Origin of the sequence: Vreelandella maris (genome assembly GCF_013371085.1) — a bacterium.
Lineage (GTDB): Bacteria > Pseudomonadota > Gammaproteobacteria > Pseudomonadales > Halomonadaceae > Vreelandella > Vreelandella maris.
Map to the genome: position 1 here is coordinate 1 of NZ_JABWCV010000020.1, position 26,664 is coordinate 26,664.

Consider the following 26,664-nt stretch of genomic DNA (forward strand, 5'->3'; position numbering starts at 1 on the left):
TGGCTGGATCGAAAGCGATGATGGAGCCGATCCGATATCGCGAACACTCCTTCCGGCCAGACAATGATCCGGTCTGGCGGAAACGAGGGCTCAAAACGTTTCTGCCGCGCAGACTCCTAGCTCTTTCAGCATTGAGGTTTGATTCTCCCCTTGGCTAAGGCCGAGGTATACTCGCTTAATTTATTGATGAGAGATGCGATGCGCCCACGACTCCTGTTGCGATTATTATTGCTGCTCCCTCTGTACTGCTAACCGGCTGCGATGAAACGCCGACCGGGCGCACCCAACTGACATTGGTTCCTGAACAATTAATGACACAGATGGGCGAGGATACCTTCGACCAACTACGCCGTGACCAGCCGGTGTCACGTGATGCAGCCGCTAACCGCCAGGTAGCGTGCGTGGCTCAGGAAATAATAGCCGCCACCGAGGCCATCTATCCGGCTGACGAGTTACCGGCGGCCTGGGAAGTTGTCGTCTTTGAGGATGATTCCCCCAACGCTTTCGCCCTACCAGGCGGACGCATCGGCGTGCATACCGGCCTACTCCAAGTCGCCGAAACGCCTGGCCAACTGGCGGCGGTGATCGGCCATGAAGTTGGTCATGTGCTGGCTGACCATGGCAATGAACGCCTTACTCAGCAGCTTGGCATTAAGGCCGGGATGCTAGTGGTAGGATTGTTAGGCGAGGGAGACATGGGGCAGCAGCAGTTAACGCAGGCATTGGGCCTCGGCGCCCAGCTCGGCATCACCCTGCCATTTAGCCGCGCCCACGAAGAAGAAGCCGATCTAATGGGCCTGGCGATCATGGCGCAAGCAGGGTTCAACCCGCAAGAAAGCGTGGCACTGTGGCGCAACATGGCGGCGGCTGGTGGCGGTCAGCCTCCTGATTTTCTCTCTACGCATCCCGCCCATGAGTCGCGCATTACGGCATTACAGCAAGCCATGGAAGAAGCCGTGGCAACCTATCGCGCTACTACACCGGCGGATTGTAATGGGTGAGAGAGGTGCTAATGGCTATCACAGAGTGCCCGATAGCGCTTCATAGAGACGATTGATAAGAACAACACTGATAAATGCGTTTTAATCCAATACGTTCTCGTAGTTGTCATAGTCAAAAACAGGAAGCTCTTTAACCTCATCACTAGCGTAAGGAAGCTGATAGTAAGAACTGCCAGGCCGCCAGCCTTCAGGATAACCGTAAAAGGGGAATGCGCGGGGGCCTGAGCCAAACTCCTCCCTCGATGGTTTAATAATAATAGCCTGCATAATGCCATTATTTGTAAATAGGGCGTCTGTAATATAACCATAGCCTTCTTCACTTTCTATGCTGGCGTAATCATCGATGATGTCGGATATTTTCCATGTTTGTGGCCCCGTCGCAAAGTCTTCTTCTACAGTGCTCACTCGCTCCATTTCTTGCTTATAAATATAGGCTTCATCTATCGTAACATTCGTAAACAGGTCGTACTCCTCGACGTTATCCTGCTGTACAGGCACTTTAATACCTGCTTCAAACAGCTCGACTTCATCCCAGGGGATGGCAACATGCCTGTCTCCGCTATCCCACATCCCGCCTACTTCGGCGATTAAAGTGACAATTTGGTTCTGCTGGTCTAGCACGATGTTGACTATTTCTCCTATTTCATCTTCTTGGGGAGAGAAAGCCGCTGCCTCTAATAATGCGTCTGCCCGAAACCCACTCTGCTCATAAAGAGCACTGTAATCCCATTCATTGAGCGGCCGAGTGGCTTGACCATGCTGTGTCTGGCTTGGATTATTTGGATCGGTTTGCTGTTGAGAGGGTGAACCATCAATGTTTGCATAGGCGTGCATCGGCAGGAGGGAAGCCATCACGATTAACATGATGCGAGATAAATTAGCTGTATTCATCGCAAGCCACCTGTTTCTTGAATGACGTTTCGATAGTCTTATGCACCTTACAAGCCGGTTCCTTAACGGTGCCTCGGTAGCCTACCCAAACACTCGTTAAGAAACCGGCACTTCTATTTTCGTATTCGCTCTCAAGAATTAATGAAGCTACTAACAATTAATCATCCAATAAACCTTCATATTGGTCGAAATCGAAAGACTCCATGTCGCCTACTTCATCTTCATTATACTGCGTATAGTAAGCTGTCTGGCCTGGGTTCCAGCCATAGCCATAGCCATAGCCATAAAACGGGTATGCGTAGGTGCCAGCACCAAAATCAGCGCCTGTCTCGACAATGACTGCTTGCACGTCGCCTTCACGCGAAAAGAGAATGTTGTCGATATAGCCGTAGCCAATGCCATCCCCGACCGTTGCGTAGTCGTCAAGCAAGTCCGTCAGCTTCCAGACACCCGTTCCAGCTTCAACATCATCTTCAACTTGCTGGGTTCGGCTAAGGTCTTGCTGAGAAATATACTCTTCAGCCTCAAATAGCCCATACTCATCGGCGTTGTCTTCAGTGACAGGTACCCTTACGCCATCCTCATGCAGCTCAACCTCTTCCCAAGGTACTAGCACGTGGGTATCACCAATGTCCCAGAAGCCGCCTACCTGGGCGATGATAGCGGCAATCTTATTGTCCTGGGTCACTAACACATTTTCGACACTGCCGATCTCATCCTCATCTTCACCAAAGACCTCAGCATCTAAGAGGTTATCGGCTTTAATACCGCCCGATTGATATATCTCTTCATAGTTCCAATCTCCCAGGGGCTTTACGCTCTCCTCTTGAGACTGGGTTTGCTGAGCATTCGCTTGTAAAGCGGCAGCGGTGGCCGTTACTGCTAACGTGGTGACACACACATTCCGTTTGATCGCCATTTCCTATCTCCCGTCTGTTAGTGTGTTTTTACGTTAGAAAAGAGCGCTATCTCTGTAAAGCATACTGACTTAAGCGTTAGCGAACCGCAGCAACTTAACCCTACCTCTCAAACTGATAATAAGTAACTGATATTAAATGATTTTAAAGTAAACAAAAAATATATTCACCTTTTTTTTCGTATACACGCCAACACTGGCCAGACTATTTTTTTAAAAAAAGTTATTAAATAAACCCCACTCTTTCATCTTGCTTTAAATTTTTTATTAGCCGTTTAATAAAAAAAACTTAAATCAAAGTTAACCACATAACGCAAATGCAAGCGCTTGCCCTAGCGACTATATTAACAACCTTAAGAGCAAAGAGTGTATTCAGTACATTGTTGCGTATTTAGCGTATAAAAAGGTAGCCAATATAATGCCGCATCGGGATTCCAAACGCCTAAAGCGATGGTGGATGGCGCCACTCATCGGTATCGTGCTTATCATCGTGACCTTAGCGTTAATGCCTTGGAATTTTTTAAAGCCTGTTATCACTGACCGTATCGAGCAGGCAACGAGGCGCTCAGTGGCGATCCACGGTGATGTGGAAATAAGCCTGGTTCCACATCCTCAGCTTGCGCTCCATCAATTGGAAATAAGCAACCCTGACTGGGCTACTGTTGACACCTTGCTGAACGCCGAACAGGTCACGTTCAAGCCCTCTCTCATCGATTTGCTGCAAGGCGAATTGACGCTGGAGAAGCTGAATTTTTCTGGTTCGACGCTTAACCTGGAGCAACGCGCCAACGCACCCGCAAACTGGGTTGTGGGCGATGAGCAAACCACTCAATCAGCGTCGGCAGAGAACCCTTCCTTTTCTTTCTCACTGCCCTCTCTGGCTGTCTCTGACTCAACGGTGCGTTATTGGCGGGCTAATGCTGACAGCCCACTATCAGTAGCTGTTTCATCGCTTCAAACGCAGGCAGGGGATAAGACGTTACGCACACAGGCGACCTTAAATGTTCAACAGCGAGACATTAAGCTGAAAGCCCAAACGGGTCCCGTCGCTGCATTCTTGGATGAAACCAAGGCGTTCAGCGGGGATATTTCTCTCAGCGCTGGTGAGAGTCAACTGACCACAACGTTCGAGCTTCCTCAGTCACCCTCATTACAACGCTTTGAAGCGACTGGTGAGCTAAGCTTACATCAACTCCACGATTGGGCAGAATGGCTCGAACTGCCTCATATCGCGCTTGAAAATCTTGAAATAGCGGCTGATCTAACGCGCCAAGGCAATCAGTGGCGATTAAGCAACGTGGATATCGCCACGGCCGAAAGCCAGCTCAGCGGTGACCTGGCGTTAGATACGTCCGGTAAAGTGCCCTCCCTTGACGGCCGTTTGCATGCATCGACAGTTAATGTGGCTGCTTTACGGTCAGCCTTACCCAAAAGCGGGGAAAAGCAGGGCCTCTCAATACCCGTGTTACCGGCCGTGCGCGGAAATGTATCGATCGCCGCCGACCGCCTAATCTTCGAACAAGCAACGCTGCATAACCTGCAAGGGGCACTCGAACTCGCTGAGCACTCAGTCGCCCTCACCCCGCTCACCTTTGACATCGCGGGCGGCCATGCCCAAGCAGATATCGCGCTCACCAGCAGCCCCGATAGCGTACAAGCAGACGCCCAGATAGCCTTATCGCAACTTGATCTTTCGCAAATCGATCAAGCGCTGCCGCCGGGTAATCTTCTAAACGCTGATATCTCCCTTGCGCTTCAACCCATGGAACAGCGCCCTACGCTAGCCTTAGAGACCCTGTTTACCCACCTGCACATCGGCCACGCGCGATTTGATTATCGGCATCAAAACGCCAACACCCATCTTGCAGGCACCCTCGCTACCAGCAGCGAACAAACCCCGCCTGAGCTCCAACTCAACGTCAACGGCACTTGGCGCGACAAGCCACTTCAATTAGCGGCCCAGGGAGCCCCGTTAACGCGCTTGTTGAACTTGGAAAACAACACATTGCGGCACGATTACCCGCTGCACATCGACGCCACCTCCAACGCTGTGCGGGCGCAGGCGGATACCACCTTGGCATCGCTACTATCGCCCCAAACGTTTGCCGCCGACATGACCCTAACCGCCGACAGTGTCCAGCAGTTGGAAAACTGGTTCGGGCCGGTGCTGCCTCCACTGCCTGGCTTTAGGCTTACCGGCGAGTTGGTACGCGATCATGATCAGTGGAGCGCCACGGGCCTTGAAGGACGCATTGGCTCCACCCAGGTGAACGGCAGTATCGAAGTACTCAGCGGTGAGCGGCCGTTGGTCGAGGTGGATCTTGAAGCCGGGCGGATCCACCTGGCGCAACTGATTGAAAGGACGACCCCCACCGAGAGCGAAGAGGCAGAGAATGAATCTTTCCTGGCGCCACTGCGAACCTTCGATGGGCAATTGTCGCTTAACGCCAATACGCTAGTATTACCCAACGGCTTGGCCCTGAACGACTTGACGCTCGCTGCCAACCTGGAAGCAGGCCAGCTGGAAGCCGAGCCGGTTCGATTTCGCCTGGGTGACGGTTCGCTTAGCACCAGCTTAGCGCTGGATGCGGCGCAGCCACCTGCGTCGGGGCATCTTGATATCGATGTGGATAATATCGCCCTATCCAGGCTCGGCGACACCTTCACGCCCCTCGAAGATCGCCTTGGCCGCGCATCAGGAGAACTCCACCTGGAAATCGACGAAGCGCTTCCCAGTGATAGGCGCGATGAGTGGCGATGGCCGTACCTGGGTCGGCTGGCGTTTGAGCCCTCGGTGCTGCATTTCAGTGACCCACAGTCTGGCACTGAGCTGACGTTTACCCTGGAAACCCTAACCAGCACGGCAGGCACCCAAACTTTCAATCTAGATGGTGAGGGCCGCTATGACGGCGCGCCAGCCACTCTCTCGCTACAAGGCGACCCCTTGCTCAACGCGCGCGACCCCGACCGCGCTTATGCAGTGGATTTAGAAGCTGACATTGTCGATACGTATATCAGTCTAGATGGCACGCTGCGGCGCCCTCTGGCATTGCAAGGTCTGAGCTTACAGCTTGCGTTTGAAGGACCCAATCCGAAGTGCCTGAGCCGCTTGCTTGGCATCGGCCTACCCTCACTGCCTGCCTACTCGATCACGGGAGAGCTGGATCTAAACGACCAGCGCTGGGCGTTTACTGAACTGCAGGGCGTCATCGGTGGCAGCGATCTCCACGGGCGTTTGTCTCTCGATACCGGCGTCAGCCCGCCTAAAGTGACGGGGGCGTTACGCTCGACTCATCTCAACATTGAGGACCTGGGCTTTCTAGCGGGTGAAACCCCAGAAAACACCACCGACGACCGTTTCATACTGCCCGACACAGCGATCATTACCCAGGCATGGCAAGGTGTCGCGGCGGATATAAGCTACCAAGGCCAATCCGTGCGCGCAGGGGAGGTTCCCTTGAATAATGTGGTTATCGATTTTGCGCTTCAAGATGGCCGGGGGCGCTTCGAGCCGCTGAGTTTTGGCGTAGGCGCGGGCAGTGTCGACCTCAACCTTGAACTAAATACCGTCACTACCCCACCCAGCGGCACGCTTCAGGTGGAAGTGCAAGGGGTGAACCTTGACGACGCACTGCGTCACTGGGCGCTGGCTGACGAGAGTACCGGCACCATCGGGGGCGCGGCAAGCTCTGGATCGAAGGTGCCTCAATTGCGGAAATGCTGGCTTCTGCCGATGGCGGCGTCGTTCTGTTGATGACCGGCGGACGGCTGGATGCCCTGCTTGTCGAGATGGCAGGATTGGATGCTGGCCAAACATTGGCAAGCTGGCTACGTGACCGCAACCCCATTCCCGTTGATTGCGCTTACGCCGACCTTCAGGCAAGAGATGGTCTAACGCACCTGGATACGTTCGTTGTGGATACCCGCGACACTACCTTCACCGCTGGCGGCCAGGTGAATTTAAATAACGAGCGTCTCGATATCAGCATTATCGCCCACCCCAAAGATCCCAGCGCGTTGGTTGGCCGCTCCCCGCTTCACTTGGGGGGCACGTTCAATCATATTGAGACTAGCGTGCACCGCCAAGGGCTGATCAGGCGCGCGGGGGCAAGCGCAGCACTCGCTGCCCTGGCTAGCCCGCTGACCGCCCTCTTACCACTACTGGAGGTGGGCACGGGCCCTGAGATGCAATATTGCCAAGGGTTAATTAGCCGTTCTCGTGACGCCATTCAAGAGGGAGATATGGAATAATGCGCCCATACTACTGGTTCAATAGCAGGCTATTGGGCTGTCTGCTGTTAATCTTATTGCTGGCTGGCTGTGCAGGCTCGCCGGTCAATGAATCAGCAAGACTTGAGCAGCAAGACTCTCTCGCAGCGGTTCAAATCAAGGCTAGGCTTCTCGAAGCAACGGAGCTGGCTGGCTCGGCTATCGATGTGGATCTGAAAGGTGATCGAGCCGTTCTGAGCGGTTTTGTTGAAACGTCACAGCAGCGTGACCGGGCAGAAGCCATCGCAAATGAACAAGAGCAGGTGAAGACGGTGGAAAACAACATTACCGTTAAATAGGAAGGGTTGATTTTAAGGCTCATTACGCGGAGACCAGGGATGAACCAGCCGTTGCAAAACCTCGAACAACTGCTTGATCGAGTAGGCGAGTTGTCACGTCATAACGATCGCGTCTCAATCGAGATGGTCGTCGAATCGATTGGCAGCCGTTCTTTTGGGCCGCTGTTGATGCTGATTGGCATCACGCTATTTTCGCCGCTCAGTGGTGTACCGGGCATGTCGTTCTTCATGGGGTTGTTCGTATTGCTGGTAGCCGTACAGATGCTGATCGGTCGGCAAAAATTTTGGTTGCCCCATTTCATTCTCGACCGCTCAATTGAGCATAACAAACTGCAGAAAGCGCTCGACTGGCTCAGCAAGCCAGCACGGGGCATCGACCGCGTTCTTAAACCACGCTTAACGTTCCTAGTACATAGAGGGGGCAGTTATGGCATTGCCGTACTGTGCGTCATCGTCGGCCTGAGTATGCCGATTATGGAACTGGTGCCCTTTTCTTCTTCGGCTGCCGGGCTGGCTTTGCTGGCACTAGGGCTTTCACTGGTGGTCCACGACGGGTTACTCGCCCTATTGGCGTTTGTTATTTTCGGCGCCACGTTTACGCTTATCGCTACCAACTTACTGTGATTCGTTCCCCTCGCGGAGGCGCTCGATGGAGGCGTTTCCCTGCTTCGCCAAGGTCGCCAGGCGGTCGATTTGTTCATCCAGCCGCGGCAAAGCCTCCTGTCGATAGCTTGAGAGATCATCAATCGCGCCCATCACCTCGCTGAAAGCTTCCTCAAGCACTTGCATATCAAGCATCGCTCCGGATGCGCGCTTCTGGATATCGACCCCTTGCTGGCGCAGTGCCTTGGCGGTTCCGCCAATCATCTGTGAGGTGGTGGTGTTAAGGGCTTCGATGCGGTCCAGCACCAGGCGCTGATTGGCCATCGCCATGGCGACGGTCACCGCCACGGTAAGGGCTGAAACAGTGACGTTAATGGCTCTGTCTACGCCACGCATCAATTCCCGGTTATTGCGGATGATGACTTCTAGCGCCAGCACGCCCTGCTGACTCACTGCCAGTTGCTGTTGGAGGTCGACAATACGCTGGCGCAGGGGAAAGAGCAGCTCTTCCTCAAGGAAGTGACGCCGCGGATCATCGGCATCGCGAGCGGCGATCTCGTCCTGCAGGCGGCTATCAATCAAACGGCCCAGCGCAATTTGGCGGTTCAACTCAGCAAGGATTTTATTTAAAGCCTGCTGGTCGTCGCTCAGGGTAACGTTGTCACGATGTAGCATATCGCGACCGCCTTTCAACTCCTCGATAATCGCGTCTAGCGCCTGTTGAGCATTTTCGAACTTCTGAAAGTAGCGTTGCAGGCGGCTGTCGACGCCAGGAATGAGCGCCATAACACGATCCAGCGCGCTCGGCGCTAGGCGATGGCGAGCGGGATCAAGGCCTTCCATGCGCCCGCGCAGATCAACCAGCGCCTTGGCTACTGGCCCGCCTTCATCGCCCTGATGAGCCAACTGACGAAGCGGTGTTTGCAACATGGCACTACGATGCGCGGCCTGCTGCTGCAACTCAAGCCCCATCTCGTCTACGGCCCGGCGCTGGCGAGCGATGGATGCCTCGTCATTCTCGGAAAGGATATCCTCGACAAAGCGGCCAGCCATCGCCTCAAGCTCAGGGTCGATGGCACGCTCATCGGGGTCGACCGAATCTTCCCGGTTAGCCCCCAGCTGACTGGCAATCTCGGCCACCGGCGGCAGGGAGAGGCGACGCTTGTCATCGGGTTGCTGAGCCATAAACATCTCCTGAGCTATTGAAAGAAACCGTTGTGAAGACCGCATGGCACCATTGGCACTGAACCATTAACACAGAACCATTTACCCAGAACTTACGGCACAGCAGCACCGTCAGCTGGATTAATTAATCCTTGCGCGTATAACGATCCGCGCCTTCGACGAAGCGGCGTAGATCCTCCAGTGCCTTCTCGGTGGTAACCGACGCCTGTGGGCGCGCTGTTTCGATACGCGCCATGGAAACAGCAGTATCGTCGAGCACGGTCAGGGCCGATTCAATACGGGCGGTAAGTTTATTCAGCCGATGCTCGGTCTCTACCAGTAGATCCAGGCGCCGCACCAGGGCGGCGCGCTCCTCCTCGCCCAACTGTTTGCCCTCTTGGGTCAGGCGACTACGCACGTAATTACCGTCTACGCTAACCACCCCTCGCGCCTGGGACGCCATAGATATCAGCGTATCCACCGCGCCGAGACAAACCTGCGTGACCAAGCCACGCGAGCGCTCGAAAGCCAACTCGCCTGTGTGGAATCGGCCGCTCAGCACGTCCATCACATGCCGATAGCGGCTATAGAGGCGATCCGCCTGAATGGCGAGATCGGGGCGATGCACGTCGAGCAGGCTCTGCTTGGCCCGGCACATGGCGAGTACAAGATCATCGGCCCCCTCTGGCGGCCGACCAGGGTCGAGTACCGACACGCCGGCCTCATAGGCCTTGCGCTCCTCTTGGGCACGCCGCTTGCGTACCGCGGCCACTCGTTGAGCTTCCTGGCGGCGCTCGCGGCGGCGGGCCAGCCAGCCGCGCAGTGTTCGCTCGACTGGCAGCGCCACAGGAATAGCGACAATACCCGCCAGCCAGCCAAACAGGCTGGGGCTGAAACCGCCCCATAGAGAGGTTAGCCACAGCAGCATGCTGATAAAAGGAACCAGCAAGCAATAGCGGAAGATGACCTGCAGACGGCTGGGAGCCAGCACCGGAAGCGCCAGACCAGGGTTGAAAAGGCCGACCAATAGCCAGGGCAGGCAGGTCATAAACAGGCCATAGGAAAATCCCTGCAGGAATCCCAACATTGATACGGCTATCCTTCATTCATGAAACGCAAACACCAAGTGTAGAGTAACTGAGATGGCCCGCTCAGCACCAGTTAGACACACTCCTGTGATTCTCTGAAATCGGCCGATATCAATTCTCTTGGGTGCTTTGATCAGCGCGGATGAAACATGTTGCAAAACACCTGCACTGCCGAACGGCAGCCTATGGAGAAGAGGCACTCTACTTCGCCCAGCTTGGCGTAATCGACCGACAACTCCTACGTTGTTTTAAGGACTGGTTGTAAAACCGGTTATAAAAACTGTTTATAAGAACCGTTTATAAGAACCGCTTATAAAAACAGGCTGTAAAGACACCGGGAGACGTAACGATGGATGCACTTGCGCGAAAGCTGGGCCTCAAGACGGATCCCACTATTTTTTTCACATCGGCAGGGATCATGATCCTTTTCCTTGTGGCGCTGCTGATTGCGCCTGGCCCTATAGGGGAAGCCTTCGGCGCGGGGCGGCAATGGATCGTTACTAACCTTGGCTGGTTTTTTATTTTTGGGGTAACAAGCTGGGTGGCGTTTCTGCTGTGGGTGGCAATAAGCCGTTTCGGGGCAATACGCTTAGGTGGCAATGATGCGAAACCGGCCTATACCAACGCCTCCTGGTTCGCCATGCTGTTCGCTGGCGGTATCGGCACGGTACTAATGTTCTGGGGCGTGGCCGAGCCGATTTCCCACTTCGCTACGCCCCCAAGGCCGGATGTCGAGCCTTTTTCTGTGGCCGCCGCCGACGATGCCATGAGCTTTTCAATCTATCACTTGGGCCTGCATACCTGGGCGATTTTCGCCATGCCGGGGTTGGCATTCGCGTACTTCATCTATCGTTACAACTTACCGATGCGTTTCAGCTCGGTGTTCTTTCCACTGTTAGGCGAGCGCATTCACGGCCCTATCGGCAAAACCCTGGATATCTTTGCCGTCCTCGGCACCCTGTTTGGCGTGGCGGTGTCTGTCGGACTGGGCACCCAACAAATTAACGCGGGGTTAACGGAATTATTCGGTGTGCCAGATGCCGTGTTGACGAAAGTGCTGATCATCATCGTTCTCACCACGGTGGCCGTGGGGTCGATCATCGCGGGCCTGGATTCAGGGGTGAAGCGGCTCTCTAATATCAATATCGGAATGGCCGTTGGCTTGCTGCTGTTTGTGCTGTTTACCGGCTCAACCGTTTTCCTGTTACGTGCCGTTGTCGAAACCTTTGGCCTGTATATAACCAACCTACTGCCCATGGCGTTTTGGAATGACACGCTAGCACGCTACTCCAGCGAAGGCGGCGCCTGGGGGTGGCAAGGCAGCTGGACAGTTTTCTATTGGGCCTGGACCGTTACCTGGTCGCCGTTCATAGGCATATTCGTAGCGCGCATTTCCCGCGGCCGGACTATCCGAGAGTTCGTGCTCGGCGTGCTGTTCGCCCCTTCTATCTTTACGCTGATCTGGTTTGCGATCTTCGGCTGGTCAGCCATGGAGATTGACGGAATTGGCCCCGAGGCGCGGGCAGCTCTAGGTGATCAAGCCGGTATTTTGTCCGCCGCCGTGGCCGAGAGTATCCCACTCGCCATGTTCGCGTTTTTCGAAAACTTCCCTGCCGCTACCTTTATACAAGGCTTGGCGGTGGTGATCGTCGCCATCTTCTTTGCCACTTCATCGGACTCCGCCTCTCTGGTCGTCGATATGCTATGTACCGGCAGCGCAGACCCAGGCCCATGGCATCAGCGCGTTTTCTGGGGCGTCTCCGAAGGCATGCTGGCCGCCATGCTTATCGTGCTGGCAGGCGATGCCGGGCTGACCGCACTGCAGGAGGTGATCACCGTCGTCGGCCTGCCGATGTTTATTCTGGTGTTTATCATGATGTTCGCCCTGTATCGCGGCCTCTCCCATGAGGATCTGAGCGAAATTAAGGTAGGCACTCCACCCAAGCAGGAAGAGCTAAAGCCGGAGGATTAGGTGGTATAAATTAGGGGCTCTGAACCTGACACTCGATGCCGCCGTACCGCATGAGCCGGAGCAACGGCTAGAAGCACCCTCAAACTGCTCTCGATAATTCTTTTAATTCTTTACGATAATGAAGGGGAATGTCGCTTTGCTCATATATACATGTCTGGATAAACATGACCAAATAAATAAACGGCCTTATTGACAGGCGTGACTATACTGTGAATTAAGACTGGAGAAATATCCTAATGCGGCCAGTGTGAGGCATATGGCTAATCCCCAGCCAGGTTGTATTCCTCACTATCCCGTTCGGCGGTACCTTCTGCGCACCGCCGAACCCACTGAATGGTGGTCGTCATGAGCCAGCTTACGTCAACCGCAATCAAGGAGTTCAAGACCGGTTTCGCAGGAAGTGTTCTTCTTCCTGACCACCCTCAATATGACGAAGTGCGCCAGATATGGAACGCCATGATTGATCGCAGGCCTTCCATGGTAGCTCGCTGCACGTCACCTGCCGATGTCGTTCACGCCCTGAACTTCGTACGCCAGCACAACGTGCCTTTCTCCCTTCGTGGTGGTGGGCACAACATTGCTGGCAATGCGGTCTGCGATGAGGGCGTGATGATCGACCTCTCACCGATGAAGAAAGTAGACATCGATCAACAACATCATCAAGGCCATGTTGAGCCTGGGTGTACCCTCGCTGAATTCGACACTGCTGCCCAAGCATACGGGCTCGCCACACCGCTGGGCATCAACTCCACCACCGGGGTTGCCGGCCTGACCCTGGGGGGCGGCTTCGGTTGGCTCAGCCGAAAATACGGCCTGACCGTCGACAACCTACTCAGCATGGACATTGTCACGGCAGATGGTCAACAGCTGCACGCCAGCGAATCGGAAAATGCCGACCTTTTCTGGGGGCTGCGTGGCGGGGGCGGGAACTTTGGTATCGTGACCCGCTTCACGTTTCAGCTACATCCCGTAGGCCCGAACGTGCTGTGCGGTCTTATCGTTTTTCCCTTCGAACAGGCAAAATCGGTCATCACCCAGTTCGCCCGCTTTACCGAAACCATGCCCGACGAACTCAACGTGTGGATGGTCACTCGCAAGGCACCTCCCTTGCCCTTCCTGCCCGAGGAAGTGCATGGCAAAGAGATCGTGGCATGCGCCCTGTGCTACGCAGGCGACCCCGCTGAAGGCGAGAAACTTATCGAGCCGCTAAGAGGGTTCGGCACCGCATATGGCGAGCATATCGGTGTGCAACCTTACACAGAGTGGCAGCAGGCCTTCGACCCGCTGTTGACGCCAGGAGCCCGGAACTATTGGAAATCCCATAACTTCTTGACGCTTGATGAAGGGGTAATCGATACCATCATCGACTATGCCAGTACGCTACCGTCTCCGCAGTGCGAGATATTCATCGCCACGCTAGGTGGGCAGGCGAGCCGCGTAGACCCGCAAGCAATGGCCTATTCGAGCCGGGATGCCAATTATGTGCTGAACGTACATGCGCGCTGGGAAACAGCGGCGGATGACGCCCGTTGCATTACCTGGGCGCGGGACTTCTTTGCTCGCTCACAGCCCTTTGCCAGTGGCGGCGCCTACGTCAACTTCCTGACCGAGGACGAGACCGACCGCATTGCCTTCGCCTATGGCGCAAGCTATGAGCGACTGGTGGCAATTAAGAAGCAGTACGACCCGGAAAATCTCTTTCGTATCAACCAGAATATCAGACCCGCTTGAGCGCTGCTTCCCGAACAAAGCCCTGAGCGGGATCTAACGACCCGCTCTGAGGAACACCGCCATGCTCACCACGATTGCCGTCATTTTTAAACCGCCGGTGCTGCTCCAACGAGACACGACCATAGGGCAGATGGTCGAATCGGCCGACTCTGCATCCAAGGGCGGCGTGGCCAAACCCGCGCGATCGTTGGCGATTGCCTGGGCTTTTGGCTTTAGGTTCTTGAGAAAACCTTTGTGTCCGCTAGGCTCCACGGCACCTTTAAAAGTATTTATGGATCTGTTCAAAATTACCCAGGAAGTGCCATTGGACATTTATCAAACTGAAGTCTTCACTTGATTATTGAGACCGCCATTTTCCAAGAAAGCAATATTGACAACATCAACTTATATTCATAAAACAACACTCATTAGTTTTAATGCTTCGCTTAATACATTACGGCCACTTATAATTTTTTACATTTTTACAAACTCAAATATTATTTTATTAAATTCAACACTTCTAGCTTTCTGCATAGTATTTTAATTAAAAAGATACCACAAATCGTTTAATAACCGTTTAACAGCTATTGGGAAATTAGCGCTTAAAACCAGTCGCTACTAAACTTTAGTCTTATTTTTATATAATTTTCTCATATACAGAACACGCATAGGCTATGCACAGAAGAGTGCTGCCAGTTAAATATTCCAACGCTCTGGCCAGCCAATACTCTGTTGTATAACGATGATGATATGCCCCTATGCCCTACGTTCACGATACGTTAACACGACTTAATAAAAGCAGCCCTGCACAGTCAGAATTTTATCAAGCCACCGAAGAAGTGCTCGAATGCCTACGTCCGCTAATCGAGCAGAGTGATTACTACCACCAACACAGCATTATTGAGCGGATAGTCGAGCCCGAACGGCAAATTATGTTCCGCATAAGCTGGGTAGATGATGCCGGAAGTGTACAGGTCAACAAAGGCTATCGCGTACAGTTCAACTCTGCCCTTGGCCCTTATAAGGGCGGCTTACGCTTCCACCCCAGTGTTACCTCAGGCACCATAAAATTTCTCGGCTTTGAGCAAATCTTCAAAAATGCGTTAACCGGTTTGCCAATCGGCGGTGGGAAAGGCGGCTCTGATTTTGACCCAAAAGGAAAATCAGATAACGAGATTATGCGCTTTTGCCAGGCATTCATGAGCGAGCTATACCGTCATATTGGCCCCAACTGCGATGTGCCTGCTGGTGACATCGGCGTCGGTACGCGGGAGATTGGCTTTCTCTTTGGCCAGTACAAGCGGCTCACCGGCCACTATGAAGGCGTGCTAACAGGCAAAGGGCTTAACTGGGGAGGCTCGCTGGGCCGTAAAGAGGCCACCGGCTACGGGGCGGTGTACTTTGCGCAAAACATGCTGGCTGCCCGTGGAGATGAGCTTCGTAGCAAAACCTGCCTCGTTTCCGGCGCGGGCAATGTAGCGATTTATACCATTGAGAAGCTGTACGAGCTGGGCGCTAAACCGATCACCTGCAGCGATTCACGTGGCACTATCCACGATAAAAACGGCATTGATTTAGGCTTACTCAAACGGCTCAAAGAAGTGCAGCGCACCTCTTTAGAAGACTACCTGCAGGAGTACCCTGACGCGCACTACATTTCTGTACGTGACTATCCCCTGGGCGGGCATGCCGTATGGCATATTCAAGCCGATGCAGCCTTCCCTTGCGCGACACAGAATGAGCTGACCGCAAGTGATGCGGAAACCCTGCTCGCTAATGGCGTAACGTGTATTAGTGAAGGGGCCAACATGCCCTCTACCAAAGAGGCCGTCGACCTGTTTCTAAACGCTAAAATCGCCTATGGACCTGGCAAAGCCGCCAATGCAGGTGGTGTCGCTACCAGCCAGTTAGAAATGGCGCAAAACAGCAGTATGGAGCAGTGGTCTCTAGAAAAAGTTGACCAGAAATTAAAACAGATTATGACCAATATCCACCGTCAGTGCGCTGACACAGCCGACGAATTTGGTGATAAAACCAATTTGGTACTAGGCGCCAATATTGCAGGCTTCAGAAAGGTGGCTGATGCCATGATTGAACAAGGTGTCACCTGATCGTCTTTATTTTATAAATCGCTTATACTGTAAAAAGTATGCAGTCCTTCCTTTATTGGGGAAGGGCTGTTTTTTATTGGTTTAAACTTATTGCTTTAAGGAGAGTCATCATGGAACCACGTCCTGCTATTATTATTAATCGTCTTGATGCCGAACGCCTACAGCGCTTGATCGACAATGCATCCGATAAAGATATGGCCGTAGCTCAGCTACTTGAGGAAGAGTTATCACGAGGTGAGGTCTGCGACCCCGAAGATATACCGGATGACGTGGTCAGCATGAATAGCCAGGTTCGCTTCACCGACCTCACTCGTGGGCTTAAGATGATTCGAACCCTGGTTTATCCGCACTCCCTGGAAAGCGTATCGGACGGCATTTCGGTGATGGCGCCCATTGGCGCGGCTTTGATCGGCCTCAAGGTGGGCGACATCATCGAATGGCCATTACCCAACAATACCGAAACACGGCTCCGTATCGATGCCATTTATTGGCAGCCCGAACGCGAAAAGCAGTTCCACCGATAAGTCGCGCTAGAGAGTCCGCTAGTACCGGATAGAGAGAACTTCGCGGTGTTAGTGAAAAACTTATAAAGTATGGAAAATTGAAATTGATGACATCACTAATGCGTGATGCCAATGGGTGATAGAAAAAGAAAGTGCGTTTACTTGAACATAAAAATATTAATAAAAATTAAATAAGCATGGTGAATCGTTGATTAACGGTCCTCAACCATTATCTGTTCAGCACCAAGGCCGTGTTGTCCGGCACGCTATCTGCGTGATAACTCGCTACGCGCTTTGTCACACGGCCCTCAACGCAACGATTAGGCGGTGTCGGTTGCTTCTGTGCCAGGCTCAATGGGTTCGCCATCTTCATCCAGCAATTGGTGGTCATAGGCGGCCTGAAGGCCGGTATCCTCCACCGGTAGCGGCTCTTCCTCCTCGGCCCAGTAGTCAATGTGGCCTGGATAGAGTGGCGATAAAAACGCCACCAGGATGCCGATCACGGCGAAGATCGCAAAGGCGTCCGCATAGCCCAATCCATCGACCAGCACACCGACCACCGGAGAACCCACTGCCTGCCCAAGCGCACAGGCCATAAAGGGCAGCACCGGCCCCATCGACAGCCTCCCTGGCAGTAACCGGATTCCTGTCATCAAGTACAGTCCCGTTAAGCTCATATAGGCAAGCCCGAAGACCATGGCGGAAAACATCGCCAGCGCTAGCTGGCTTGGGCTAGCGGCCAGTAACACCAGGCTTGAAGAGAGCATCATCAACATCAATGCCTGGGTGATGGGTGGGTTATTGCGATCGGCGAGATCACTCACTACGGCACCACCGAGCCCGGCGATACCGACCGCAAACCATAGCCAGCCGGTGTGACCAGGGGGCAGCGCGCCAAGGGTAACCACCAGATCAGGCGCGAAAAGCCAGTAAGGAGAAGAAACAAACCCCATGGCGAAGGCGAACAACGAGAGCCGGGTGAGCCGCGACCATTGCAACCGGGTGATTGGCGGCGGTGGTGCCGCGTTGGCTGGCGTTACTCTTGAAACCGACGGGATAAAGCACCATGCCGCCACCACTCCCATGCCGGTCAGAACGGCAAAGAGCGCATAGGTCAGGCGCCATGCATCAGACAGGAAAACGACCGTCGGTACCGCCACGATAATTCCGACGCTGGTACCTGCGTTCATGATCGAACTGACTCGCCCGTGCATCGTCCGGCTCACCAGTGCCTGCATAGCGGCGGTCAGCGCGGGCATCATCAAGCCGGTGCAGATCCCGCAGACAAACACCCCCACCCCGAGCGAGAGTGCGTCGGAGGCCTGACTAATCAGCCCCAGGCCAGCAACCCCGAATCCACTCGAGAGCACTGCCAGGTTACGCGCGCCGAGACGATGCGCGGCAAGCGGCGCAACCAGTGTAGCGAGCACGAAACTGATAAACGGCAGCGCCCCGATGACCCCGATAAGGTAGGGCGTGAGCGCCAGCTCGGCGCTGATGGAAGGCACAAACAGGCCAAATGCAAAGCGCGCCAGCCCATAACTAATGGCGACCAAGGCGGCACCGAAGATGGCAAACCCCATGTTCGACAAGGTTTTCATACTGAGACCTCCACGGCCGCGCGCTGGATAAATAAAAATCCGCCTAGCTCATTGTCGTAGCAACCGCCGTGATGAGCAATGCAGGTGGGCGGTCATTTACCGAAGTAGTTTTTAAGTAGTAGTTTTTAAGTAGTCGTTTTCGAGATAATGGCTATCGCCCCCTTTCACGATTGTTTTATAGTCGAGGAACGCTAACCGGATTATCCCAGTCTATGGCCATTGACCTGCAAGCGCTCTACCCCAAACTGATTCACCTGATGCTGGACACTGTCTTCGTGGTGGATAAAGACAACCAGATCATCTTTGTGAGTGACGCCTGTAATTCATTGCTCGGTTACCTTCCACACGAGTTGATGGGCACCCTGATCACCCACTACATGCACCCCGACGATCTAGCGGCCACACGGGACTCCATTGTGCGAGTGATGAACGGAAAGCCCCACGTCGATTTCCGCAACCGCTATATCCGTAAAGATGGCGCTACCGTCCACATCCTGTGGTCTGCCCGCTGGTACGAGGAAGAGGGCGTGCGAGTTGGTGTCGCGCGAAACGTCACGGCCCTTATGCAGGCCGAAGAGGAGTTACGCTACCTCGCCCATCATGATTCCCTGACCAAACTAACCAACCGAGCGCTCTTCTATGACCGCCTTGCCTTGGGTCTGAGTACGGCCCACCGCTACCAGAGCAACCTGGCGCTGCTGTTTCTGGATCTTAATGACTTCAAAGGCATCAATGACGTTTATGGACATGCGGTGGGTGACCGTGTGCTCTGCACAGTTGCCAGACGGCTGGAAGGCTGTGTGCGCGAGACGGATACCGTGGCCCGCATGGGCGGTGATGAGTTCACGGTGTTGTTAACGGACATCAAGTCGGCGCACGCTGTCACAGAAAAGGTAGAGCAGATCCTCACCGTTATGAACGCGCCGCTAGGCGCTGAATTCGGCGACGTCAGAATGCCATCCTGCAGCATCGGCGTAGCCTGCTACCCCACCGACGGCGAAGACGCCGACACCCTACTGAGCCATGCAGATAGCCATATGTATCAGGTGAAAAGACGCGGGCGCTAATGGACAAGGATATAGCGCGCTTGGGGATTGATTTATCCTTTATGCTGGAAAGTTTAATCATCGTTAACCCCCTGATAACGATTAAACTCACGTTGCCAGCGAGCCATGAAAGCATCGCGGCGCTGAGGGTCGACAAAGGCAAGCACCGACGCGTTAAGCGGGATGGGATAGAGGCGGTCGCCGACTTGGTCGCGAAGGCGTTGAGCAGTGTAGGGCCCAACAATATCCGACCGCACACTGAAAAGCGGGGTTTGAGCCGCCAGCACACGCTGACCATCGCGGCTGAGCAGGAAGTTCATAAAAGCTTGCGCAGCACGGGGGTGCGGCGCATCACGGTGGATAAAGCCGGTTCGCATCACGACTAAGGCATAGTCCTGAGGCACCTGCACGATCACCTCGGGATGCTCCTGGGCCCACACCATGGCATAGGAACCAAGCAGATTATAACCCAGCCAATAGCGCCCCTCTGAAAGCCCTTCCAGCATCGCGCGCGTATTGGATTCGAGATGGGCATCGGCATCACCTAATGCGGTGACCAGATCCCAGAACCTGTCTGTATAGCGCGCATCTTGTTGAAATAGCGTGTAGCCGATGCCGCTCTTTGAGGGCGAGTAGGTGGTTACCTTGCCTTGTAAAGTGTCACGTTGGGTACTCAGCAACTTGTGCAGATCCGCATGGGTTTGCGGCGGCAACATATGGCGGGCTAAATCAAGCCGATAAGCCATGACAATCGGCTCGAAGGTAAACCCAAACACCTCGTTACGCCATTTTGCCCATTCGGGCCATTCATTGGCCAGTTCAGAATCCAGCCGTTGGGCATATCCCTCATTGACGCGGTTCATTTGCCAGGGCATGGCGGAACTAATCACTACGTCGGGGGGCGGGTCAGCCACCGCGGTCAAGGCGTTCACCTCCAGTGTGCTACGGTCCCGGTAGCTCAGTTCAATACCCGGATGGGCCTGCTCGAAAGCTGCTAACAGGGGCGCGACCACCTGCCGGTCCAAGGCGGCTTCTACCACCAAGGGCGTCGCCGCTAGACTCTGCGAAGACGAAAACAAGCACAACACCAGCGCATTTGTTAGCCATAAGCGTTGCATCAGCTTTCCTCCCCCGCCGCCTGAAAATGCACTTCGATGCGAAGCCCATGTGGCGGACGTTCTTTGACCTGAAGCTTAGCCGCGTGGCGTTGCGCAATGGTAGCTACGATGGCCAGACCCAGGCCTGAGCCGTGGGTATCCTGACGCCCTCCGCGTTCGAAGGGTTGAAACAACCGGGGGTGTATCTCTGGGTCGACCCCAGGCCCGTTATCCTCGATATAAAGCATGATGTGATTGCCGATAGCGTTTAGTCCCAGCGTGATTTCACTACCCGGAGGGGTATAGCGCAGTGCGTTGTCGATCAGGTTGCCCAATAGCTCGCGCAGCGCCCACGCTTGCCCCTGTATGAGCATAGGCTCGGCGGGCAGTTCGGCCAGCCCCAGGTCATGCTGCATGGCCACCTCGCGCTGGGCCCATTCGAGCACGCTGTCATGCAGCGCCTTTCTTAGATCAAGCGGCAGACTTTCGTCGGCCTCTTCCACATGGCGAAGCCGCGCAAGGCTGAGTAGTTGACCGGCCAAGCGACTGGTGCGCTTTGCGCCATCATGCACGTCGGAAAGGGCACGATACCATTCATCGGGGTCGCGGCTTTGCAGCGCTAACTCGCTGGTGCTTTGCAGGCCGGCAAGCGGGGTTTTGAGCTGATGGCTAGCATCGGCCGTAAAGCGCAGCAGGTTATCGCGGCTCTCGCGCTGTCGGGTAAACAGGGTATCCAGCGCCTCGACCATTTCGCGCAACTCTTCCGGCACCCTGGCATTGAGTGGCCGCATATCATCAGCTTGGCGTTTCCTTAATCGATGGCGCAGCTGGCGCATCGGTTTCAGTGCCACCCGCATCGCCAGCAGCATCAGGATGCCCGCTAGTAGTACCATGGCAAAAAAACGAATGATTGCGCGTTCAAATAGTTCACTGGCCAATACCTGTCGCCCACTAATCGTATGGCCCACCCAGATTTGCACTGGGTTTTGAATGTCCCATCCCGCCGAGTCGTATTCGCGGCCATGCAGCCGCCAGCGGGTGCCCGCCTGCGTCAGGTCAAGCCAGGTTGGCGCAATGGCCGCTGCTGTCCGACCAGCTGAGGGAATGGAAATAGCAAGATTGGCTGAAATGCGCCGTCCATTATGGTCGAGCACGGCGTAGAAGACCCGCTCCTGATGCGAAGTGGCTAGAATCTGTAGGGCGGCGGGAGGAATCCTGACGACGGGGGCGCTACCTTCCCATTGCACCGAATCGGCAGTCGTCAGCGCAGCCGCTTCCAGTTGGCTATCAAAAGCACGCTCGGCCGCGCGCTGAGTAGAATAATAAGCTTCCATCAGCAGCAACGTACCCAGTCCAGACACCATGACCAGCAGCCAGACAGCCAAGCGCGCCTTTAACGTGCCGATTACTTGGGTCAAGTCGACGCTTCCTCGAGTCGATAGCCAAGGCCACGAAACGTGCGGATGCACAAACCGCTACCCTGAAGGCGCTTACGTAACCGGCTGACGTAAACTTCAAGCGCGTTAGAACCTACCTCGCCGAAGCTAAACACTCGCCCTTCCAGCATCTCGCGGGGGGCGATATTGCCAGCGTGTAGCAGGAGCCCTTCAAGCAAGCGTAGCTCACGTCGAGGTAGTTCGAGCGTTACCCCATCGAGAGTGGCAGCGCCAGCCGTCGGATCAAGGCACAAAGGGCCCAACGTCAGGCGGTTATCGCTACGCTGCTGGCTGCGCCGTAGCAAGGCGCGTACGCGGGCTTCAAGCTCCACCAGTGAAAACGGTTTGGCGAGGTAGTCATCCGCGCCTAGATCAAGGCCGCGTACCCGGTCTTCAATGCCGTCCCTAGCGGTCAGGATCAACACGGGCGTCCGATCACCTCGTTCACGCAATTCACTCAGCAACTCAAGACCATTTCCGTCAGGCAGCCCCAGGTCAAGCAACATCAGATCGAAGTGGTCATTGCGTAGCGCCGCTCGCGCGTCTCTCACATGGGCAAAAATGTCGACGCTATTGCCCAGCGGTGATAATGCATTGTAAAGCGAGCGAGCGATCATCGGATCGTCTTCAACGATGATTAGGCGCATATGACTAAAGTCTCAGGGGGTAATAAGAAAAATGACAGGTTGATGAAAGGTTGCCTGCCTAACATTGCGCTGGTCATCTCAGCATGACCGGGTTCGGGCCTTCCTGCTCCCGAATACAACAAGAGAACAGGAGTTCGTCATGAAGATCAACTCAACCCTACGCTACGCTTCTGGGCTTGCTTTAATGGGCAGCGCATTGCTGATCGGCCAAGCTCAGGCTCAAGCCATTCCCGAGTCTACCGAGTGCATCGCACCCGCCAAACCCGGCGGTGGCTACGATTTAACGTGTCGACTAGCAGCCAATGGCCTCCAGGATACGGGCCTGATAAGCAAGCCGATGATGGTTAGCTACATGCCCGGCGGCATTGGTGCGGTGGCTTATAACCATGTTAACGGTGTGCGCGCTGATGATCCCAGCCTTATTGTAGCGGCCAGCACCGGCGCTGCCGTGAACTTGGCGCTAGGCAAGTTTGGCGAGTACGACGCCGATGAGGTTCGCTGGCTAGGCGCCCTGGGCGTCGACTATGGCGCGATTGTCGTCAGTGCCGATGCGCCTTGGCAGAGCCTTGACGAGCTGATGACCGACCTGAAAGAAAATCCTAACGAGATCGCCTTTGGTGCCGGTGGCACAGTCGGCAGTCAGGATTGGATGAAGGCGGCGCTGATCGCCAAATCTGGGGATATGTCGCCCAGAGACCTTCGTTACGTGGCCTTCGAGGGTGGCGGCGAGGCACTAGCAGCACTGCTAGGCGACCACATTCAGGTGTTCACTGGCGATCTGTCAGAACTTAGGTCTCAGCTTGAGGGTGGCAAAATCCGCGTCCTGGCGGCGCTTTCCGAAGAGCGGATGGGTGGCCCCTACGCCGATATTCCGACCGCAGCCGAACAGGGCTACGACGTGGAGTGGCCGATCTGGCGGGGTTATTACATGGGCCCGGAAGTCAGCGATGAAGCCTATCAAGCCTGGGTCGAACGCATGCAGCAGCTGTCGGAAGATCCGGTATTCGCCGAGCTACGTGAGGCGCGGGGCCTGTTCCCAATGTCTCGCTTCGGTGAAGACTTTGACCGCTACGTTCAAGGACAGGTCGCTGAGTTTAAAGGGCTGGCAGAAGAAGTAGGTCTGACCAAATGAAGATCGCCGCCGACCGAGTGCTGGGCATTGCGCTAATCGGTCTGGCGGCGTTTATCGCCGTCCAGGCCGTGCAACTGGAAATGCCCTTTAGCTACGAACCTGTAGGTCCCAAGGCCTTCCCGGTAGGGCTGTCAATTCTGCTGACAATACTCTCACTGGTGATGATTTTCAGACCGGGCCCCAACGGTCAATGGCCACACAAAGCACTGGCGCTTAAGTTGTTACTGGTGCTGGTTTTGCTTTTGGCCTTTGCCGTTTTGTTCACACAGCTGGGGTTCATCGTCTCATCGCTGCTAGTGGTGACGGCCTTGGCGCGACTATTTGATGCGACCTGGGGTAAAGCACTGCTCACCGGCGTCCTCATGTCGGTTATCGGCTACTTTCTGTTCACCACAGCCCTCGGGATCAGCCTGCCTTCTGGCTACTGGTTCGATACCTTCATTTAAAGGATCGCTAAGATGTTCGATTTCCTTATCGATGGGTTCGGTGTTGCGCTGACCCCTCTCAACCTGGGGCTGGCTTTCCTTGGCGCCTTGCTCGGCACCCTATTTGGGGCCTTGCCAGGCATCGGCCCGATCAATGGCATTGCCATTCTGATGCCGCTTGCCTATACCCTTGGCTTGCCTGCTGAGTCATCACTGATCTTGCTGGCCGCGGTTTACACCGGCGCCGAATATGGCGGCCGCATGTCGAGCATTCTGCTCAATGTACCTGGCGATGCCGGTGCGGTCATGACCACTCTCGATGGCTACCCGCTGGCGCAGCAAGGACTCGCGGGCCCCGCCTTAGGGCTTTCAGCAGTGAGTTCATTCGTTGGCGCGACCATTGCCATTATTGGCCTGACGTTGTTTGCACCGCTCCTGGCAAATGTGGCGGTGATGTTCGGCCCGGCGGAATTCTTTGCGCTCATGATATTCGCGTTTTCTTCCATGTCGGTGATGATGGGCAAGGACCCAATTAAGACCGCGATTGGTGCCGTACTGGGTGTCCTGATTGGCACCGTGGGCATTGATTCCGGCAGCGGCGTACTGCGCTATACCCTCGGCATGCCCGAGCTTTACGATGGCATCGACTTTGTAGTGATGATTATCGGCCTCTTCGCTATCAGCGAAATCCTGCTGATGCTCGAAAATTCCCACAGCACCGATAATGATGGCGAGCTGCCGCCGCTGGGGCGTGTTTTTGTTAGCCTCAAGGAAGTGCTGGTATGTAAGGGTGCCATTATCCGCTCGGGGCTAATCGGCTTTATCATCGGCGTCCTCCCCGGTACCGGTGCCTCTGTTGCTGGTGCCGTGTCTTACACCACTGAAAAGCGTCTTTCCGACAAGGACAACACCTTTGGCACCGGTGATATGCGCGGGCTGGCTGCACCGGAGTCGGCTAATAACGCGGCCGCGGTAGGTTCTTTTGTGCCCATGCTAACCTTAGGCATTCCCGGTTCCGGTACGACAGCGGTACTGCTGGGTGCGTTGATGCTTTATAACATCACCCCTGGGCCAATGATGTTTACCGAGCGGCCTGAAGTGGCCGGTGGGCTTATCGCGTCACTTTATATTGGCAACATCGTATTGTTGATGCTTAACCTGCCGCTAGCGGGCGTATTCGCCCGGGTGCTGACTATTCCACGCTGGGTGTTGGTGCCCGCTATTGCTATCCTGGCGTTCGTCGGCGTTTATCAGTTGCACTCTGATCTATTTGCTATTTACTTGATGCTGGTCATCGGCGTGTTTGGATATTTGCTGCGTAAGCTGGGCTTCTCCCTGGCGCCAGTGATTCTCGGCTACGTACTGGGTGGGTTGATGGAGCAGAACCTGCGCCGGGCACTCTCTATCAGCGGCGGCGACGTCGGGATCCTATGGCAATCGGGTATCTCACTTGGGCTGTGGGTGGCGGCGGTATTACTACTGGTGCTTCCCTGGTTGGTACCAAAGCTATTGGCTGGCCGCAAGCTAAGCGCTGGTTAACGACGCTTCTTGTCCGACAATGAATAGATAGCTAGCCCTGGCCGTGATAACGATCGCCAGGGCTTTTATTTGCAAACCTGTGATGTTGAAAACGATGCGAGCAATACACTTGGCCCCCTTAGGCCGTTTCTTACCAACATTGGCACTCGGGCTTATCGGGGGCGGGTTAGCTTATTGGCTACAATTGCCGCTTCCCTGGCTATTAGGGGCTATGATCGCGACCACAGTGGCCTCCTTGGCAGGCGTACCGATGAGGTCGCCGGGCAAGGGCCGCCAGGGCGTGCTGGTCGTCATTGGGGTCATGCTCGGTTCAGCGTTCACCGCCGACATGACCGGAGATGCAACACGGTGGGGTATCAGCTTGGCGATTATGCTGATCGCCACGGCGGTGATGATGACTTTCTCGGTGTGGTTTTCCCGCCGCGTGGCGGGGCACTCCTGGGAAACGGCACTTTACGCTGGCGTACCTGGCGGGGTTTCCACCGTTACCGGGATGGCGCTCTCTTCAGGGGCTGATTTGCGGATCATCGGCATTACCCATGCGGTGCGCATATTGGTTCTGCTGGTGGCCATCCCGCCTGTTTTGCAGTTTATAGGCCATGTCGACATTAGCAGTACCGCGCCAGCCTTATCGCAGTGGTTATGGATGCCCTCCTCCACGGATATCGCGTGGCTGCTGGCGGCTGGCATTGTCGGCATGTGGCTGGGTAAGCGCCTTCGCCTACCTAGCCCGCTGCTATTTGGCCCGGCCCTTGTCTCAGCAGCGCTGCACTTCTCGGGCCTCACGCATGCTGCCGTCCCGCCTGTGATCATTGCCCTCGCACAAGTCGTCATCGGCATTTCCGTTGGTGTGCGCTTTGCGGGTGCCCCGATTGCCGAGGTGGGGATGGCCATGCTGATGGCGGTCATTCAGGCCCTGGTACTGTTACTGCTGGCGATTATTGCCGCCTGGGCAGGGCATTTACTCACCGGTTACTCTGCCGCGGCGGCGCTGCTCGCCTACATGCCAGGCGGAGCCCCAGAGCTAAGTCTGGTTGCACTGAGCTTAGGTATCGATCCCGCCTTCGTTACCACTCACCACCTACTACGCATCACGCTACTGGTGTTATTGCTGCCTTTATTGCTCCGGCGAATGGTTTCAAACGCCTAACTATCATCTTGTGGTTTTTGTGAATCAGAACACAGCGCCTAAATAGCCTGAGAGACAAAGCCGG

The 26,664-nt window shown here is 55.0% G+C and carries 23 protein-coding genes; 15 read left to right on the top strand and 8 right to left on the bottom strand.

Going from position 1 to position 26,664, the window contains the following annotated elements:
- Nucleotides 1-311 precede the first annotated feature (311 nt).
- Complete coding sequence (locus tag HUO07_RS15670; RefSeq protein ID WP_246286720.1) at nt 312-1,001, top strand: M48 family metallopeptidase; 690 nt, start codon at nt 312-314, stop codon at nt 999-1,001.
- 81 nt (nt 1,002-1,082) lie between these two features.
- On the opposite strand, the gene HUO07_RS15675 is transcribed toward HUO07_RS15670, so the two are convergent.
- Together HUO07_RS15675 and HUO07_RS15680 are read right to left on the bottom strand one after the other, a co-directional pair.
- Nucleotides 1,083-1,892 carry a PRC-barrel domain-containing protein gene (locus HUO07_RS15675; RefSeq protein ID WP_246286721.1) on the bottom strand — a complete coding sequence of 270 codons (810 nt, stop codon included), beginning with the start codon at nt 1,890-1,892 and terminating at the stop codon, nt 1,083-1,085.
- A 157-nt stretch (nt 1,893-2,049) separates the two neighbouring features.
- On the bottom strand, nt 2,050-2,811 hold the full coding sequence (locus HUO07_RS15680) for a PRC-barrel domain-containing protein (RefSeq protein WP_176304333.1): 762 nt from the start codon (nt 2,809-2,811) through the stop codon (nt 2,050-2,052).
- A 454-nt stretch (nt 2,812-3,265) separates the two neighbouring features.
- On the opposite strand from HUO07_RS15680, the gene HUO07_RS15685 reads away from it, so the two are divergent.
- The 4 genes from HUO07_RS15685 to HUO07_RS15700 are packed head-to-tail and all read left to right on the top strand — an operon-like array spanning nt 3,266 to nt 8,000.
- Nucleotides 3,266-6,562, top strand: a complete 3,297-nt coding sequence (locus tag HUO07_RS15685) for an AsmA family protein (RefSeq protein WP_176304334.1) — start codon at nt 3,266-3,268, stop codon at nt 6,560-6,562.
- A complete protein-coding gene (locus tag HUO07_RS15690; protein ID WP_176304335.1) occupies nt 6,526-7,059 on the top strand; it encodes a hypothetical protein in 534 nt (177 codons plus the stop codon). The genes HUO07_RS15685 and HUO07_RS15690 overlap by 37 nt, the downstream gene beginning before the upstream one ends.
- Nucleotides 7,059-7,376: a BON domain-containing protein gene (locus HUO07_RS15695; RefSeq protein ID WP_176304336.1), complete on the top strand. Its 318-nt coding sequence runs from the start codon at nt 7,059-7,061 to the stop codon at nt 7,374-7,376. Before HUO07_RS15690 ends, HUO07_RS15695 begins: the two co-directional genes overlap by 1 nt.
- 39 nt (nt 7,377-7,415) lie before the next feature.
- On the top strand, nt 7,416-8,000 hold the full coding sequence (locus HUO07_RS15700) for an exopolysaccharide biosynthesis protein (protein WP_176304337.1): 585 nt from the start codon (nt 7,416-7,418) through the stop codon (nt 7,998-8,000).
- Here the strand turns inward: HUO07_RS15700 and HUO07_RS15705 are convergent.
- Nucleotides 7,992-9,164: a toxic anion resistance protein gene (locus tag HUO07_RS15705; RefSeq protein ID WP_176304338.1), complete on the bottom strand. Its 1,173-nt coding sequence runs from the start codon at nt 9,162-9,164 to the stop codon at nt 7,992-7,994. The genes HUO07_RS15700 and HUO07_RS15705 overlap by 9 nt on opposite strands.
- A gap of 124 nt (nt 9,165-9,288) precedes the next feature.
- Entirely contained in the window at nt 9,289-10,230 is a 942-nt protein-coding gene (locus tag HUO07_RS15710) for a cobyrinic acid a,c-diamide synthase (RefSeq protein WP_176304339.1), read from the bottom strand.
- 350 nt (nt 10,231-10,580) lie between these two features.
- On the opposite strand from HUO07_RS15710, the gene HUO07_RS15715 reads away from it, so the two are divergent.
- From HUO07_RS15715 to rnk, 5 genes are all read left to right on the top strand, one after another.
- On the top strand, nt 10,581-12,203 hold the full coding sequence (locus HUO07_RS15715) for a BCCT family transporter (protein WP_176304340.1): 1,623 nt from the start codon (nt 10,581-10,583) through the stop codon (nt 12,201-12,203).
- A gap of 345 nt (nt 12,204-12,548) precedes the next feature.
- A complete protein-coding gene (locus tag HUO07_RS15720; protein ID WP_176304341.1) occupies nt 12,549-13,934 on the top strand; it encodes an FAD-binding oxidoreductase in 1,386 nt (461 codons plus the stop codon).
- Nucleotides 13,935-13,995: 61 nt separating this feature from the next.
- On the top strand, nt 13,996-14,271 hold the full coding sequence (locus tag HUO07_RS15725; RefSeq protein ID WP_176304342.1) for a hypothetical protein: 276 nt from the start codon (nt 13,996-13,998) through the stop codon (nt 14,269-14,271).
- Between the two features lie 400 nt (nt 14,272-14,671).
- Nucleotides 14,672-16,024: an NADP-specific glutamate dehydrogenase gene (gene gdhA, locus HUO07_RS15730; RefSeq protein WP_176304343.1), complete on the top strand. Its 1,353-nt coding sequence runs from the start codon at nt 14,672-14,674 to the stop codon at nt 16,022-16,024.
- 110 nt (nt 16,025-16,134) lie between these two features.
- On the top strand, nt 16,135-16,548 hold the full coding sequence (rnk, locus tag HUO07_RS15735; protein ID WP_176304344.1) for a nucleoside diphosphate kinase regulator: 414 nt from the start codon (nt 16,135-16,137) through the stop codon (nt 16,546-16,548).
- A gap of 299 nt (nt 16,549-16,847) precedes the next feature.
- Here rnk and HUO07_RS15740 read toward each other — a convergent pair whose 3' ends face one another.
- Complete coding sequence (locus HUO07_RS15740; protein ID WP_176304345.1) at nt 16,848-18,128, bottom strand: MFS transporter; 1,281 nt, start codon at nt 18,126-18,128, stop codon at nt 16,848-16,850.
- Nucleotides 18,129-18,340: 212 nt separating this feature from the next.
- On the opposite strand from HUO07_RS15740, the gene HUO07_RS15745 reads away from it, so the two are divergent.
- A complete protein-coding gene (locus HUO07_RS15745) occupies nt 18,341-19,195 on the top strand; it encodes a sensor domain-containing diguanylate cyclase (RefSeq protein ID WP_176304346.1) in 855 nt (284 codons plus the stop codon).
- 53 nt (nt 19,196-19,248) lie between these two features.
- Here the strand turns inward: HUO07_RS15745 and HUO07_RS15750 are convergent, their stop codons facing one another.
- The 3 genes from HUO07_RS15750 to HUO07_RS15760 are packed head-to-tail and all read right to left on the bottom strand — an operon-like array spanning nt 19,249 to nt 22,354.
- Nucleotides 19,249-20,292, bottom strand: a complete 1,044-nt coding sequence (locus tag HUO07_RS15750) for an ABC transporter substrate-binding protein (protein ID WP_176304347.1) — start codon at nt 20,290-20,292, stop codon at nt 19,249-19,251.
- Complete coding sequence (locus HUO07_RS15755) at nt 20,292-21,689, bottom strand: sensor histidine kinase (RefSeq protein ID WP_176304348.1); 1,398 nt, start codon at nt 21,687-21,689, stop codon at nt 20,292-20,294. The genes HUO07_RS15750 and HUO07_RS15755 overlap by 1 nt, the downstream gene beginning before the upstream one ends.
- The gene (locus HUO07_RS15760) at nt 21,686-22,354 is read right to left on the bottom strand and encodes a response regulator (RefSeq protein ID WP_176304349.1); all 669 of its coding nucleotides are present in this window, start codon (nt 22,352-22,354) and stop codon (nt 21,686-21,688) included. The genes HUO07_RS15755 and HUO07_RS15760 overlap by 4 nt, the downstream gene beginning before the upstream one ends.
- 139 nt (nt 22,355-22,493) lie before the next feature.
- Here HUO07_RS15760 and HUO07_RS15765 point away from each other — a divergent pair, with 139 nt between their 5' ends.
- The 4 genes from HUO07_RS15765 (at nt 22,494) to HUO07_RS15780 (ending at nt 26,600) form a co-directional block, all read left to right on the top strand.
- Nucleotides 22,494-23,486, top strand: a complete 993-nt coding sequence (locus HUO07_RS15765; protein WP_176304350.1) for a Bug family tripartite tricarboxylate transporter substrate binding protein — start codon at nt 22,494-22,496, stop codon at nt 23,484-23,486.
- A complete protein-coding gene (locus HUO07_RS15770) occupies nt 23,483-23,932 on the top strand; it encodes a tripartite tricarboxylate transporter TctB family protein (protein ID WP_176304351.1) in 450 nt (149 codons plus the stop codon). Before HUO07_RS15765 ends, HUO07_RS15770 begins: the two co-directional genes overlap by 4 nt.
- 12 nt (nt 23,933-23,944) lie before the next feature.
- The gene (locus HUO07_RS15775; RefSeq protein ID WP_176304352.1) at nt 23,945-25,450 is read left to right on the top strand and encodes a tripartite tricarboxylate transporter permease; all 1,506 of its coding nucleotides are present in this window, start codon (nt 23,945-23,947) and stop codon (nt 25,448-25,450) included.
- Nucleotides 25,451-25,544: 94 nt separating this feature from the next.
- Nucleotides 25,545-26,600, top strand: a complete 1,056-nt coding sequence (locus HUO07_RS15780) for an AbrB family transcriptional regulator (protein ID WP_246286723.1) — start codon at nt 25,545-25,547, stop codon at nt 26,598-26,600.
- Nucleotides 26,601-26,664 lie beyond the last annotated feature (64 nt).

Bases quoted from the DNA above. Each gene is read 5' to 3' on its own strand.
- HUO07_RS15725 (WP_176304342.1), top strand. From the start codon at position 13,996: ATGCTCACCACGATTGCCGTCATTTTTAAACCGCCGGTGCTGCTCCAA.
- rnk (WP_176304344.1), top strand. From the start codon at position 16,135: ATGGAACCACGTCCTGCTATTATTATTAATCGTCTTGATGCCGAACGC.
- HUO07_RS15695 (WP_176304336.1), top strand. From the start codon at position 7,059: ATGCGCCCATACTACTGGTTCAATAGCAGGCTATTGGGCTGTCTGCTG.
- HUO07_RS15720 (WP_176304341.1), top strand. From the start codon at position 12,549: ATGAGCCAGCTTACGTCAACCGCAATCAAGGAGTTCAAGACCGGTTTC.
- HUO07_RS15690 (WP_176304335.1), top strand. From the start codon at position 6,526: ATGCTGGCTTCTGCCGATGGCGGCGTCGTTCTGTTGATGACCGGCGGA.
- HUO07_RS15775 (WP_176304352.1), top strand. From the start codon at position 23,945: ATGTTCGATTTCCTTATCGATGGGTTCGGTGTTGCGCTGACCCCTCTC.
- HUO07_RS15740 (WP_176304345.1), bottom strand. From the start codon at position 18,128: ATGAAAACCTTGTCGAACATGGGGTTTGCCATCTTCGGTGCCGCCTTG.
- gdhA (WP_176304343.1), top strand. From the start codon at position 14,672: ATGCCCTACGTTCACGATACGTTAACACGACTTAATAAAAGCAGCCCT.
- HUO07_RS15670 (WP_246286720.1), top strand. From the start codon at position 312: ATGACACAGATGGGCGAGGATACCTTCGACCAACTACGCCGTGACCAG.
- HUO07_RS15685 (WP_176304334.1), top strand. From the start codon at position 3,266: ATGGCGCCACTCATCGGTATCGTGCTTATCATCGTGACCTTAGCGTTA.
- HUO07_RS15710 (WP_176304339.1), bottom strand. From the start codon at position 10,230: ATGTTGGGATTCCTGCAGGGATTTTCCTATGGCCTGTTTATGACCTGC.
- HUO07_RS15675 (WP_246286721.1), bottom strand. From the start codon at position 1,892: ATGAATACAGCTAATTTATCTCGCATCATGTTAATCGTGATGGCTTCC.
- HUO07_RS15770 (WP_176304351.1), top strand. From the start codon at position 23,483: ATGAAGATCGCCGCCGACCGAGTGCTGGGCATTGCGCTAATCGGTCTG.
- HUO07_RS15765 (WP_176304350.1), top strand. From the start codon at position 22,494: ATGAAGATCAACTCAACCCTACGCTACGCTTCTGGGCTTGCTTTAATG.
- HUO07_RS15750 (WP_176304347.1), bottom strand. From the start codon at position 20,292: ATGCAACGCTTATGGCTAACAAATGCGCTGGTGTTGTGCTTGTTTTCG.
- HUO07_RS15745 (WP_176304346.1), top strand. From the start codon at position 18,341: ATGGCCATTGACCTGCAAGCGCTCTACCCCAAACTGATTCACCTGATG.
- HUO07_RS15715 (WP_176304340.1), top strand. From the start codon at position 10,581: ATGGATGCACTTGCGCGAAAGCTGGGCCTCAAGACGGATCCCACTATT.
- HUO07_RS15705 (WP_176304338.1), bottom strand. From the start codon at position 9,164: ATGGCTCAGCAACCCGATGACAAGCGTCGCCTCTCCCTGCCGCCGGTG.
- HUO07_RS15760 (WP_176304349.1), bottom strand. From the start codon at position 22,354: ATGCGCCTAATCATCGTTGAAGACGATCCGATGATCGCTCGCTCGCTT.
- HUO07_RS15680 (WP_176304333.1), bottom strand. From the start codon at position 2,811: ATGGCGATCAAACGGAATGTGTGTGTCACCACGTTAGCAGTAACGGCC.
- HUO07_RS15700 (WP_176304337.1), top strand. From the start codon at position 7,416: ATGAACCAGCCGTTGCAAAACCTCGAACAACTGCTTGATCGAGTAGGC.
- HUO07_RS15780 (WP_246286723.1), top strand. From the start codon at position 25,545: ATGCGAGCAATACACTTGGCCCCCTTAGGCCGTTTCTTACCAACATTG.